Annotated in this window: 12 protein-coding genes; 8 read left to right on the top strand and 4 right to left on the bottom strand. The window is 73.6% G+C overall.

Annotated elements, in window-relative coordinates:
• Nucleotides 1-18 precede the first annotated feature (18 nt).
• Nucleotides 19-492: a hypothetical protein gene (locus ACFYU9_RS36415; protein WP_389204533.1), complete on the top strand. Its 474-nt coding sequence runs from the start codon at nucleotides 19-21 to the stop codon at nucleotides 490-492.
• A gap of 61 nt (nucleotides 493-553) precedes the next feature.
• Complete coding sequence (mptB, locus tag ACFYU9_RS36410; protein ID WP_389347918.1) at nucleotides 554-2017, top strand: polyprenol phosphomannose-dependent alpha 1,6 mannosyltransferase MptB; 1464 nt, start codon at nucleotides 554-556, stop codon at nucleotides 2015-2017.
• Here mptB and ACFYU9_RS36405 read toward each other — a convergent pair.
• Entirely contained in the window at nucleotides 1932-3542 is a 1611-nt protein-coding gene (locus tag ACFYU9_RS36405; protein WP_389347916.1) for an amidohydrolase family protein, read from the bottom strand. The genes mptB and ACFYU9_RS36405 overlap by 86 nt on opposite strands.
• 23 nt (nucleotides 3543-3565) lie before the next feature.
• The gene (locus ACFYU9_RS36400; protein WP_389347914.1) at nucleotides 3566-4876 is read right to left on the bottom strand and encodes an alanine racemase; all 1311 of its coding nucleotides are present in this window, start codon (nucleotides 4874-4876) and stop codon (nucleotides 3566-3568) included.
• A gap of 66 nt (nucleotides 4877-4942) precedes the next feature.
• On the opposite strand from ACFYU9_RS36400, the gene ACFYU9_RS36395 reads away from it, so the two are divergent.
• From ACFYU9_RS36395 to ACFYU9_RS36380, 4 genes are all read left to right on the top strand, one after another.
• Entirely contained in the window at nucleotides 4943-6022 is a 1080-nt protein-coding gene (locus ACFYU9_RS36395; protein WP_389347912.1) for a sugar kinase, read from the top strand.
• Nucleotides 6019-6792: an IclR family transcriptional regulator gene (locus ACFYU9_RS36390; protein ID WP_389347910.1), complete on the top strand. Its 774-nt coding sequence runs from the start codon at nucleotides 6019-6021 to the stop codon at nucleotides 6790-6792. Before ACFYU9_RS36395 ends, ACFYU9_RS36390 begins: the two co-directional genes overlap by 4 nt.
• Nucleotides 6789-7199, top strand: coding sequence for a RidA family protein (locus ACFYU9_RS36385; RefSeq protein WP_389347908.1), 411 nt, complete (start codon nucleotides 6789-6791; stop codon nucleotides 7197-7199). The genes ACFYU9_RS36390 and ACFYU9_RS36385 overlap by 4 nt, the downstream gene beginning before the upstream one ends.
• A gap of 140 nt (nucleotides 7200-7339) precedes the next feature.
• On the top strand, nucleotides 7340-7900 hold the full coding sequence (locus ACFYU9_RS36380) for a hypothetical protein (protein ID WP_389347906.1): 561 nt from the start codon (nucleotides 7340-7342) through the stop codon (nucleotides 7898-7900).
• On the opposite strand, the gene ACFYU9_RS36375 is transcribed toward ACFYU9_RS36380, so the two are convergent.
• Both ACFYU9_RS36375 and ACFYU9_RS36370 read right to left on the bottom strand, forming a co-directional pair.
• Nucleotides 7897-9237, bottom strand: a complete 1341-nt coding sequence (locus tag ACFYU9_RS36375; protein WP_389347904.1) for a M14 family metallopeptidase — start codon at nucleotides 9235-9237, stop codon at nucleotides 7897-7899. The two genes, ACFYU9_RS36380 and ACFYU9_RS36375, sit on opposite strands and share 4 nt — an antisense overlap.
• A 207-nt stretch (nucleotides 9238-9444) precedes the next feature.
• Complete coding sequence (locus ACFYU9_RS36370) at nucleotides 9445-11130, bottom strand: chitinase (protein ID WP_389347902.1); 1686 nt, start codon at nucleotides 11128-11130, stop codon at nucleotides 9445-9447.
• Nucleotides 11131-11379: 249 nt separating this feature from the next.
• Here ACFYU9_RS36370 and ACFYU9_RS36365 point away from each other — a divergent pair, with 249 nt between their 5' ends.
• Nucleotides 11380-12234 carry a hypothetical protein gene (locus ACFYU9_RS36365; protein WP_389204523.1) on the top strand — a complete coding sequence of 285 codons (855 nt, stop codon included), beginning with the start codon at nucleotides 11380-11382 and terminating at the stop codon, nucleotides 12232-12234.
• 45 nt (nucleotides 12235-12279) lie between these two features.
• Nucleotides 12280-12990, top strand: coding sequence for a Flp pilus assembly protein CpaB (cpaB, locus tag ACFYU9_RS36360; RefSeq protein WP_389347900.1), 711 nt, complete (start codon nucleotides 12280-12282; stop codon nucleotides 12988-12990).
• The last annotated feature ends 25 nt before the right edge of the window (nucleotides 12991-13015 follow it).

Genomic DNA, 13015 nt, shown 5'->3' with positions numbered 1-13015 from the left:
TCCCTACAATCACGCCTCGTGAGCCAGTACGAGACGGGGGGCGCCGAGCCCCCGAGACGCGCCCGCCGCCGCCATGCCCCCAAACGCCGGGGCCCCGGCCCGCTCTGGGTGATCGGGAGCGGCGCCGTCGTCGCCATCGGCGTCCTCGCCGCCGTCGGCTCCCTCGACTCCGGCCCGGCCAGCCGGCCCGGACCCGCCGTGGACGGCGGACAGCCCGGGATGCCGGCGCTGATCCAGCGCGACCAGGGCGACGCGGGGACGGGCGAGGGATCCGGCGAGGGCGGCGGCCAGGGCGACGCCGCCGGAGCGGTGATCCCGCCGTCGGCCACCGCCGCGCCGTCGGGCCCGGCGGTGACCGCCAAGCCGAGCGCCACGGCGACGGGCGCGGGCAAGGTCACGGCCACGGCGTCCGCGCCGGCGCCGACCGCCACCGCCGGCGGGAGCGGCCCCGGGAAGTCGGGCTCCGCGCCCGGCCGGCGCAAGCCGAGGTGAGCGGGCCCGGCGGGCCGCGGCCGGACGCGCGTGGCGGCGCCGCAGGATAGGTTGTCCCGTCATGTGGGTTTTCAGCACCGCCGGCTGCCGGTGGCTCGGCGCGGCCGGTTCGCTCGCCGTCACCGTCGGCGGCTGGGCCGCCGGGACGCTCCCGGTGCGCGGCGGGTGGGGCCTGTGGCAGCCGCGCGCCCCGGGCACCGAGACGGCCGGCGCCGTCCTCGCCTACCTCGGGCTGACCCTGCTGCTCCTGGCGTGGTGGCAGTACGGGCGCCGGCTCGTCGCCGGAGCCGACGGCCGGCCGCTGGTCACCCTCGGCTGGTGGGCCGGGCCGCTCCTGCTCGCCCCGCCGCTCTACAGCGCCGACGTCTACAGCTACATCGCCCAGGGCGCGATGGTCCTCGAAGGCCACGACGTCTACGGCGCCGGACCCTCCGTGCTGGCCCCCGGCGAACTCGGCCACGACGCCGCCGCGAGCGTCGGCGGCCACTGGACCGACACCCCCGCCCCGTACGGCCCCGTCTTCCTCGTCCTCGCCCAGGCCGTCGTCAAGCTCACCGGCGGCTCGGTGCTCCCCGCCGTGCTCGGCTTCCGGCTCGTCGCCCTCGCCGCGCTCGCGCTGATCGTGTGGGCCGTGCGCGGCCTGGGCGGCGGCCCGGGCGCGCTGTGGCTCGCCGCGCTGAACCCGCTCCTGCTCATCCACGTCGTGGGCGGCCTGCACAACGACGGCCTGATGATCGCGCTGGTGCTGTGCGGCCTGCTGCTCGCCGTGCGCGGGCGGTGGGTGGCCGGCAGCGCGGTCCTCGGCCTCGCGATGATGGTCAAGTCGCCGGCGGCGGTCGCGCTGCTGTTCGTGGGCGTGCTCGTCGCCCGGAGCCGGGGCGTCGCGGCCGGGCTCGTGCTGCCGGGGGCCGTGGCGGGCGCGGTCGCCGCCGGCGCCACCGTCCTGGCCGGCACCGGCTTCGGCTGGCTGCGCACCCAGAGCGTGGCCGCCACCATCCACACCGCGCTCTCCGTCACCAGCGACCTCGGCCTCGGCCTCGGGCTGCTCGTCGGGGACGACCCGGAGCCGGTGAAGGGCGCGGTGCAGAAGCTGGGCCTGGCGGTGGCCGTCGCGGTCATCGGCGTGCTGGCGTGGCGGGCCCGGAAGGGCCGGACGGACGTCGTCCTCGGGCTCGGCGTCTCGCTGCTCGTGCTCGTCGCGCTCTCGCCGATGGTGCAGCCGTGGTACGTGCTGTGGGGCGTGTGCGTGGTGGCCGTGGCGAGTGGCGGCGAGGCGTGGTCCGGGCGGCTCGGGCAGTTCCTCGCGGTGCTGTGCGCGGCCCTGACGTACGAGACGGCGCCGTCGGGACACACACCGGCGTACGGCTTCGCGCTGGCGGGCCTCGCGCTGGCGCTGGGGCTGGTGTGGACGCGGCGGGAGCGGTGGGGCGGCCCGCCCGCTATCCCAAGGCCGGTGCCCGACGCAGCGCCCGGCCCGCGAGCGCGTCCGTCCGTCGCCCCTCCTCGATCACGAACCGGCCGTTGACCAGCACGTACGGGATCCCCACCGGCAGGGCCCTCGGCCGTTCGTACGTCGCTCCCGACGCGACCGTCGCCGGATCGAACAGGACGAGGTCGGCGACGTAGCCCTCGCGCACCAGGCCCCGGTCGGGCAGCCGGAGGCGCGCGGCGGGGCGGGAGGTGAGGTGGGCGACGCACTCCTCCAGGGTGAGGACGCCCTCCTCGCGGACATAGCGGCCCAGGTACTCGGGGAAGGTGCCGTAGGCGCGGGGATGGGGCTTGGCGCCGTGGAGGATGCCGTCCGAGCCGGCCGTGTGGACGCGGTGGCGCATGATCGCGCGGACGTTGGACTCGTGGCCCACGTGCTGGAGGATCGTCGGGCCGAGCCGGTCGGCGAGCAGCAGCCGGCGCGCCGTCGCCCAGTCGGGCACGCGCAGGCCCACGGCGTCGGACAGCGCCGGGTCGGTCACGCCCGAGATCTCGATCGTCTCCCACTCCACCGGCACCCCGTGGCAGCCGTCCGAGCCGGTCACCTCCAGGTCGTGCCGGATCCGCTCCGCCGTCCCCGCGTCCCGCAGCCGCGCGAGCAGCGCCTCCGGCCCGCCCTCGTGCGCCCAGCTCGGCAGCACGGCCGCCAGCGTCGTGCAGCCCGGCGTGTACGGGTAGGAGTCGAGGCTGATGTCCGCGCCGCCCGCGAGGGCCGCGTCGAGCAGCGCGAGCAGCTCGGGCGCCCGCCCCTCGTTCACGCCGAAGTTCATCGTGGCGTGCGCCAGGTGCAGGGCGCAGCCGGCGTCCGCCGCGAGCCGCACCATCTCCTCGTACGCCCGCAGCGCGCCCGCCCCGTACGAGCGGTGGTGCGGGCAGTAGTAGCCGCCGTACCGCGCCACGACCCGGCACAGCTCGGTCAGCTCGGCGTCGGGCGCGTACATCCCGGGCGTGTAGGTGAGGCCGGAGGACATGCCGACCGCACCCTGCTCCATGCCCTCGGCGACGAGCCGACGCATGCGGTCCAGCTCGGCGCCGGTCGCCGGCCGGTCCTCCCAGCCGACCGCGTACATCCGCACGGTGCCCTGCGGGACGAGGTAGGCGGCGTTCACCGCGATGCCCCGACCGCCGTGCGCGCGGTCCAGCCGGTCCAGGTACTCGCCGACGGTCCGCCAGTCGAAGTCGACGCCCGCGCCCTCGGGGCCGTCGCCGTTCCAGCCGGCGATCGTCCGGCGGACCTCGTCGAGCGTGCGGTCGTCCACCGGCGCGTACGACAGCCCGTCCTGGCCCAGGACCTCCAGGGTCACGCCCTGCGCGGCCTTCGCGCTGTGGTCCGGGTCGCGCAGCAGCGCGAGGTCGCTGTGGGCGTGCATGTCGACGAAGCCCGGGGACAGCGCCAGCCCCTCGGCGTCGATGACGCGCCGGGCCGTGGGGCGCAGGCAGCCGGCCGCCGCGCCCTCCTTGACGATCGCCGCGATCCGGCCGCCGGCGATCGCCACGTCGGCGCGGTAGGAGGGCGCGCCGCTGCCGTCGACGACCTCGGCGTCCTGGAAGACGAGGTCCACCCCGGGCTCCTCGGGTCGCGTGACTAGAAGAACGTACGGATGTAGTCGACGACCGTGCCGTCCGCCGCCACCAGCGGGATCAGCTGCCACTTGTCGAAGGACGTGCACGGGTGGGACAGGCCCATCCCCACCCAGTCGCCGACCTCCACGTCCGCGCCCGGCTCGGTGCGCAGCCACGCGTGCTGGTCGGAGAGCGCGGTCACCGTGACGCCCTCGGCCGGCCGGATCTCGCCGGTGCGCCCGTCCCGTACGACCTGGGCCTCCGGCAGGTGCAGGTCGTGGGCGGCGTCGCGCTTGCCCGCGTTCGTGAACGCCTGCTCGGCGTTGGGCCGGGACACGACCTGGGACCACAGCCGGAACGCCGGCTGCAGCGCGCCCTCCTCCGGGACCCGGTTGAACGGCGTCCGCTCCCGGTACTGGCCGTCGTCGTGCGACACGTACGCGCCCGAACGCAGCAGCTTCAGGACCGGGCGGGAGAGCCCGGGGATCGCGGCGAACACGTCGGCGACCGTGTCGAACCACTCGCTGCCGCCCGCGCTCACGACGATCTCCGGCAGGTCGGGCGCGAACCGGCCCGCCTTGTCGAACGCGACCGCGAGCCCGACCAGCCGGTTCAGCCACTCCCGTACGAGCGAGGCGTCGGCCTTCGGCATCGTCGCCTCGTACCCCGCCACGCCGACGAGCCGCAGCCGGTCCGTCGCCGCCACGGCGTCGGCCACCGCCTCGCACTCGGCGTCGGTCCGCACACCCGTGCGCCCGGCCTCGGCCGCGCCCAGCTCCACCACGACGTCCACGGCGCGCCGCGCGCCGGCCGCGCGCAGGGCCTCGTCCATCAGCTCCACGCCACGGACGGAGTCGACGTAGCAGACGAGCTCGAAGCCGGGGTCGGCGTCGAGCTCGGCCGCCAGCCAGCGCAGCGCGACCGGGTCGACGACCTCGTTGGCGAGGAAGATCCGGGCGACGCCGTGCGCGCGGTAGACGCGGACCTGGTGCGGGACGGCGGCCGTGATGCCCCAGGCGCCGTGCTCGATCTGCCGGTCGAAGAGCTGCGGGGCCATGGAGGTCTTGCCGTGCGGCGCGAAGGCGAGGCCGTGGCGCTCGGCGTAGGTCTCCAGGAGGCGGAGGTTGTGCTCGACGGACTCGGCGGAGAGCGCGAGGACCGGAGTGGTGAAGCCGCCGGTGAAGAGGTTGCGGCGCTGGGCGGCCAGCTCGCCGACGGTCAGGCCCTCGGCGTCGGGCGGCAGGGCCTTGAAACGGTGGTCGACGACCTCGTTCGCCAGGTCGGGCATGGGGCCTCCTCGTCGCATGTGCGTTGCATTATGTGCAACGCTCATTGCGTATATCGCATTGAGCTGTCTAACATCCGGGCCGATGTCGGGTCAACGATAAGGAGTCCGCCGGTGACCGGAACCCCGCCCTCCGTTCACGGTCCCGGCGTCACTCCGGACGTCGTCTGCCTCGGCGAGTCCATGGTCGCCTTCCTGCCCACCCGCCCCGGCCCGCTCGCCCGCGTCCCCGCCTTCGACCGCGCCATCGGCGGCGCCGAGTCCAACGTCGCCTGCGCCCTCGCCGCCGCCGGACACCGCGCCCGCTGGGTGGGCCGCGTCGGCCGCGACGGCTTCGGCGACCACCTCGTCGAGGCGATCCGCGCGTACGGCGTCGACGTCTCCGCCGTCGTCCGCGACCCCGCCCGCCCCACCGGCGTCTACTTCCGCACGGCCACGGACCGGGCCGACGCGGGCCACGAGGTCGCGTACTACCGGGCCGGTTCGGCCGCGTCGGCGATGTCGCCCGAGAACGTGCCGTACGAGTCGGTCACGGCGGGGCGCGTGCTGCACCTGTCCGGGATCACCGCCGCGCTGTCGGACTCCTGCCTGGCCCTGACGCGCGAGCTGACGGCGCCCAGGACCGGCCGGCCGCTCGTCTCGTTCGACGTGAACTTCCGGCCGGGGCTGTGGGCCGGACGGGAGAAGGACGGCGGGCGGGTGCTGCTAGAGCTGGCGCGGGGAGCGGACATCGTGTTCGTGGGAGCGGACGAGGCACGGGCGGTGTGGGGCCTGAAGAGCACCAGAGCCATCGCCGACGCCGTACCCGGCCCGCAACTCCTCGTGGTCAAGCTCGGCAGCGGCGGGGCCATCGCGTTCGACCGCGGCCCCGAAGCCCGCGCGGGCACGGCGGACGCGGACGGCACCGCCACCCACGTCCCCGCGCCCCGCGTCCACGTCGTCTCCTCCGCCGGCGCCGGCGACGCCTTCGCCGCCGGGTTCCTGTCCGCGACCCTCCGCGGGCTCGACGTGACCGCGCGCCTGCGGCACGGGCACCTCATGGCCGCCGCCGCCCTCACCACGCCCGGCGACGTCGCCGCACCGCCCCGCCGCGCCCACGCCGACCGGCTCGCCGCCCTCGACGACGCGGCCTGGGGGAGACTGCACCTCGGCCCCGGGTGGACGGGGCAGGACCAGGAGGTACGTACGCCATGAGCCAGACCGTCGACCGTGCGCTCAGCATCCTGCCGCTGCTCGCGCAGGGGCCCGCCGACCTCGGGCAGGTCGCCGAGCGGCTCGGCGTGCACAAGTCGACCGCGCTGCGCCTGCTCCGCACGCTCCACGAGCACGGCCTGGTCTACCGTCAGCAGGACCAGCGCTACCGCCTCGGCGCCCGGCTGTTCGCGCTCGCGCAGGAAGCCGTCGAGAACCTCGACGTGCGCGAGATCGCCCACCCCCACCTCGTCGCCCTCAACGAGCGGACCGGCCACACCGTCCACCTCGCCGTCCACGAGGAGGGCGAGGTCCTCTACATCGACAAGGTCGAGAGCCGCTACCCGGTCCGGATGTACTCGCGGATCGGCAAGCCCGTCGCGATCACCGTCGCCGCCGTCGCCAAGCTGCTCCTCGCCGACCTGCCCGAGGACGAGCGCCGCGCGCTCGCCGCGAAGCTCGACTACCCCCTCTACACGTCCCGTTCGACGCCGAACGCCGCCGCCTTCCTCAAGGAGCTGGCGGCCGTGCGCGAACAGGGCTGGGCGACCGACCTCGGCGGCCACGAGGAGTCCATCAACTGCGTCGCCGCGCCGATCCGCGGCGCCGACGGCCGGGTCGTCGCCGCGATGTCGGTGTCGGCGCCCAACGTGGTCGTCACGGCCGAGGAACTCCTCGCCCTGCTGCCGCTGGTGCGCAGCGCGGCCGACGACATCAGCAACGACTACTCCGGCACCACCCCGCCGCAGGACACCTCCAAGGACAGCGCATGACCGAGAAGACCGCCCTCACGCCCGCCACCCACACCACCCCGCCCGCGAAGTTCTCCCACGGCGTGCGGAAGGGAAACATCCTCCAGGTCGCCGGCCAGGTCGGCTTCCTCCCGGCGGTGGCGGGCCGGGCCCCGACGCCGGCCGGCCCGACCCTGCGCGAGCAGACCCTCCAGACCTTCGCCAACGTCAAGGCGATCCTGGAGGAGGGCGGCGCCACCTGGGACGACGTGATGATGATGCGCGTCTACCTCACCGACGTGGACCACTTCGCCGAGATGAACGAGATCTACAACGCCTACTTCGAGGAGCAGGGCCTCAGGGCGCCCGCCGCGGCGCGCACGACGGTGTACGTCGGGCTGCCGAAGGGTCTGCTCATCGAGATCGACGCGATGGCCGTACTCGACTGACGGACCGGCTGACGGATCGGCTGACGGAGGGCGGACCGACCGGCATCGTCCGGCGGATCGGCTGACGGATCGGCGGATCGAGCGGCGGCGGATCGGCGGATGGTTCGAACACTCACAGGATCATCAGCCATACTGCCGCCGTGGAGCAGCGCAACGGACCCAGCATGCAGGCGGTGCACGGCGCCGCGACGGACCCGGCGTTCGTGCCGGGCATCACGGGCGCGACGGGCGTCGAGCCCGACGTGCCGCGGGAGCCGGCGGACGAGCCGGCGGACGCGGTCGTGGCGGACGAGCCGGGCGACGCGGTCGTGGCGGACGGCGAGCCGGATTCCGCCGAGGAGACCGTCGTCGACGGACCCGTCTTCGAGGCCGCCGACCGGCGCGCCCGGATCGTGGCCGACGCCACCGGTGTGCGGCTGAGCCTGGACGAGGAGAGCTGCGACTTCCGCTGGGACGAGATCGGCGCGGTCGAGACGGCGACCGCCCGTTTCGGCAAGCGGCTCTCGGTGACCGTGCACACGCCCAACCGGCGCTGGTACACGGCCGACGTGGACGCGAGCTCGAAGGACCGCGTCAAGGAATGGGAGTCACTCCTCGACGCGGTCCTGGACGCCTACTTCGACGAGAACGCCGAGAGCAACGCCGAGAGCGCGGTGAGCGCGGTGGGCGCCCTGCGCGCCGGGAGCCCGGAGAGCGACTAGCAGTACTGCGCGGCCTTGCCGATCGACCGGTACATGCAGTCCGCGTTCTCCAGGAGCTGCAGCACGGCGTCCTTGTTGCGGCTGGTCTCGCGCTCGATCACCTCGTCGGGCGGGTAGAAGCCGCCGTTCAGGGACGAGGTCGGGTACATCTCGAAGGTGTAGGCGAAGATCTTCTGGGTGCCCCAGAGGTAGTCGTCGATCGAGCCGTCGGTGATGTAGAGATCGCTGGACTGCTCGGGCGTGTAGCCGTTGCTGTCGGCCATCTTCTTCCCGATGGCGGCGAAGGCGTCGCGGTCGTCCTGGGTCATGCCGGTGGCGGTGTCGGCGGTGGTCCAGCCGAAGGGCCACAGGACGAGTTCGCTGTAGGTGTGGAAGTCGATGGCGGCGGTGATCTGCTGCTTGCCGCCGACGACGCGGGAGCGGACGAAGTCGGCGACGACCTTCACCTCGGGCGCGGAGGCGGGTGCGGCGCCGCGGTAGGTCTCGGAGCTCTTGGAGGAGGAGGAGCCGCCGCAGCAGCCCCACTTGTAGTCCCAGTTGCGGTTGAGGTCCGTGCCGACGTACGAGGAGCCGGAGTTGGGCTGGCGGTTCTTGCGCCAGCTGCGGTAGGAGCCGGTGGCGATGTCGTACTCGCCGCCGTCCGGGTTGAGGTCCGGCACGATCCAGATCTCGCGGCTGTTGACCATGTTGGTGATGCGCGGGTCGGTGCCGTAGCCGGCGCCGAGTTCGCGCAGCAGGTAGAGCGCCATCTCGATGGTGAGGTGCTCACGGGCGTGCTGGTGGGCGGTGAAGAGGACCTCGGGCTCGTTCTCGTCGGTGCCGACGTTGTCGCTGATCTTGAGGGCGACGATGTCGCGGCCCTGGTAGGTCTTGCCGATGACCTGCTTGCTCATGATCGACGGGTAGGCGGCGAGCCGCTGGTCGATCTCGGCGTTCATCTCCGCGTAGTTGTGGTACTTCGCGTCGGCGGAGGGGAAGTCGAGCGGGCCGAGCGCCGAGGCGGCGCTCTTGCCGCGGTCGGGCGGCGCGGGCAGGGCCGTCGGCTCGTAGCCGAGGCTCTTGAGGTGGGCGAGCTGGCGGGCGTCGGCGCTGACGACGACATGGCCGGCGTCGACCTCGTCGAGGGAGACGCCGGTGGCGGTGAGCGCGGAGCGCTCGGCGACGGTGGTGGGCCCGGCGATCTCGTACTGCCGGATCACCTCCTCGCCGCCCCGGGCGGTGACGGTGCCGGCGACGGCGCGGGCGTTGCCGGTGGCGGCGGTCGTGACGGGCACCGCGAGCGCGAGTGCCATGAGCGCGGCGACGAGGGCCGGCTTTCCGCGTGGACGAAGTCGCATGCTGTCTCCTGGGTGGGGAGTGTGGGGGAGTGCGACAAGCAGACGGACCTACGTGACGGTCGTGCGGTGCTGACATGGTCGACGCGTGGCATGAACCGGTCAAGCGAAGGCTTCGGCCACATTCTTCCCGGCCCGGCCCGGGAAACGGCGCAGCGCCGCCGGGGGAGCGGCGGCGCTGCGCACGGATTCCCCCGAAGGGAGGAGCGGTTACGGCAGGCCGTGCACGTGCGGGCCCACCGCGTTCGACCAGGCGCTGCCCGCCGTCGCGTCCCAGTTCGTCGACCAGGTCATGGCCCCGCGGATCCCCGGGTACGTCCGCGACGGCTTGAACGTGCCGCAACCCGTGCCCTTGGCCAGGCAGTCGAGGGCGTTCTTCACGATCTGCGGGTCGACGTAGCCGCTGCCGGCGCCGCGCGTCGAGGCGGGTACGCCGAGGCCGACCTGGGAGGCGTCCAGGCCGCCCTGGAGCTGGATGCAGGCGAGCGCGGTGAGGAAGTCGACCGAGCCCTGGCTGTAGACCTTGCCGTCGCAGCCGAGCATCGAACCGCTGTTGTAGTACTGCATGTTGACCACCGTGAGGATGTCCTTCACGGCGAGCGCGGTCTTGAAGTACTCGGTCCCGGTCGACTGCATGTCGATCGTCTGCGGCGCCATCGTCAGGACCAGCGACGAGCCGGCCTTGGCGGACAGCTGGCGCAGCGCCTTCGTCAGGTACGTGGAGTTGACGCCGTTCTCCAGGTCGATGTCGACGCCGTTGAAGCCGTACTCCTGCATCAGCGCGTACGCGCTGTCGGCGAAGGCGGTGGCGGAGGCGTCGCTGTTGACGGCGACGTTGCCCTTCTCGCCGCCGACCGAGAGGATCACCGACTTGCCGGCCGCCTTCTTGGCCGTGATGTCGGCCTTGAAGTCGGCGGCGGAGGCGTAGCCGACGGCCGGGTCGAGGGTGAAGGAGATCCGGCCGGGCGTGGTGGTGGCGTCCGCGAAGGAGACGGCGATGATGTCGTACTGCGACGGGACGTCCCGCAGCTTCTGCACGGCGGCGCCGTTGTCGAAGTTCTGCCAGTAGCCGGTCAGTGCGTGCCTGGGCACGGCCGGGCCGGGGCCCGGGTCGGTCGCGTCGGACGTCTTCGCGGTGACCGCCGCCGACTTGGGCGACTCGCCGGCGGCGTTGGTCGCCGCGACCTGGAACTGGTACGAGGTGCTCGCGGCCAGGCCCGTGACGGTGGCCGAGGTGCCGCTCACCGTCGCCGCGAGGGCGCCGTCCCGGTAGACCTTGTAGCCGGTGGCGCCGGTGACCGCGCCCCAGCTGAGGGAGACGGAGGACGAGCTCACGGAGCCCGCGGCGAGGCCCGCCGGGGCGCCCGGGACGGTGGGCGCCGGGTCGGTGCCGCCGCCTCCGTCGGGGCCGAGGACGCTCACGTCGTCGACCGAGTAGGCGGCCGTGCCGTACCACCCGTGCGTGTAGACCTGCACGGACGTGGTGCCCGCGCCGGTGGTGAAGGTGGTCGTCAGCTGCTTCCAGCCCGCGCTGTCCGGCGTCCAGGTGGAGACGTCGGTGGTGCCGGTGCCGCTCGCGCCGAGGTAGGCGTAGCCGCCCTGCACCCAGGCGCTCAGCGTGTACGTGGAGCTCGGCTTCACGGCGACGGTCTGGACGCACTGGGCGTTGTCCAGGCCGGCCGGGGTGGCGCGCAGCGCGCCCGTGCCGCTGCGCACGGGCGAGGACACGACGGTGCCGCTGCCGGCCGAGCAGGACCAGTTGGCGAGGCCGTTCTCGAAACCGGCGTTCCTGGCGACGTTGACGTCCGCGGCCTGGGCGGTGCCGGCGCCGACGCCGGCGAGGACGAGCCCGGCGCTGACGGCGAGCGTCAGGGTGGCTCTGGTGGTGCGGTCCACGTGCTTCCTCCGGAGGGGGGAGTGGGGGAGGGGAGGTGCGCGGAACAAGTTGGTCCAGACCAATTGGGTTGTCAAGACCTCTGACAAGAAGGGCAGTTCAGCGACGACCGAACCGGCAAAGAAAGTGACGGAGCTTGAAGGATTGTGTGTTCAGCGCTCCGGCGGCCTGGATAAAGTGCAGAGGCGGTAACGCTGCGAACGCAGCTAGTGATCAACGAGTGGTCAGTGAGGGATCCGGGGGAGCCCGACGTGCCGACAGCGATTGCGGTCACCAGCGCCGACCTGGTGCTGCCGCCGACCGACCCGCAGACGCCCCCCGCCGCCGTCCTGCCCGGCCCGGACGTCCGGCCGCTCGACGCCGCCCTCACCGACGTGCGCCGGCTGCTCGACCTGCACGGCCATGTGGTCGCCGTCTGCCCCGCGTCCGCGCCGCCCGCCACCGTGCAACGCCTCCACGCCGTACGCGCGTTGCTCGAATCCGACCGGATCGCGATCGTGCGGACCGAACTGCCCCCGCTCGGCGCCGCCGTGCTCGTCCGCCAGCTCCGCCAGCTCTCCGCCTGCGACTTCAGCCCCGGCGTCCTCGCCTCCGCCGCCCGGCTGCTCACCCACTACGTGTACGCCGGCGCCGTCCTCGGCTCCGTCGCCAAGCTCGACCACGTGCCCGTCGGACTCGGCTCCCACCTCAAGGGCTGGCTACCCGGCGCCCACTTCGCCGTCCTGGCCGGTCCCGCGCCCCAGCTCGTCCGCCTCGGAGGCGCCGGGGACGAACCGGCCGCGCTCACCGGACCCGAGTTCGCCACCGACCTCGTCGTCGCCCGCGGCCAGCTCCAGACCGACTGGCCCACCACCGCCCTCGCCCCCGGCTGGCAGGTCCGCGCCGTCCAGGAGACCGCGCTGCCCGAGTCCTCGGCCCGCTGGTGGGGCACCGGACGGCTCGTCGAGTTCACCGCGTACCTGCCGGACCTGCCCGTCCTGCACCAACTCGTCGCCTCCGTACGGCGCGAGACCTGCCACTGGTGCCGCATGGAGCTCATCGGCGACCGCTGCGGCTTCTGCGCCGCGCCCCTGCCCGCCACCGCCGAGGCCAACGCCGCCAGATGACCCCCGTCCGTCGCGTCACCCGTCCACGATCGAGGTAGTACGGCCATGAACTCCCGCCAGCGCCGTGGCGTCATCCTGCTGCTGCTCTCCGTCCTGTGCGCGCTCGGCGCGTTCGCCGGCGTGCTCTCGGTGATCAGCGACGTCAACTCCAAGGTCGGGCCCGAGGCGGTCGCCTACCGGGTCAAGGACGACATCGCGCCGTACAAGCCGCTCGGCCCCGGCGACTTCGAGAAGATCACCATGCCGAAGCGCTGGCTCCCGGCCACCGCCGTCACCGACCTGCGCGACACCGAGGGCAGGATCGCGGTCACCACCCTGAAGGCCGGCTCCCTCCTCCAGAGCGACATGATCGTCAAGCGGCCCGCGCTCGAAGCCGGCCAGCAGGAGCTCGCCATCATGATCGACGCCGCCACCGGCGTCGCCGGCAAGATCACCCCCGGGGCCAGCGTCAACATCTACGCCACCTTCGCCGGCGAACGCGGCGGCCGCCCCGCCCAGTCCAAGCTGATCGTCGCCGGCGCCCACGTCCTCGCCATCGGCAAGCTGACCCCGATCGAGAACCAGGACGACCGCGGCGGCCGCCCCACCGAGGCCGTCCCGATCACCTTCGCCCTCTCCACCGCCGACACCCAGCGCGTCGCCTACGCCGAGTCCTTCGCCGAACACGTCCGCCTCGCCCTCGTCGCCCCCGGCCCCGCCGGCGGCACCCCGCCGGACCCGCGCGACCGCACGTACACGCTCGACAAGGACAAGTGACAGGGATACGTGGCCAGGACAAGTA

Source organism: Streptomyces sp. NPDC004327 (assembly GCF_042873935.1).
Lineage (GTDB): Bacteria > Actinomycetota > Actinomycetes > Streptomycetales > Streptomycetaceae > Streptomyces.
The sequence above is the reverse complement of the archived record's forward strand: the minus strand, read 5'-3'. Positions and strand labels throughout refer to the sequence as shown.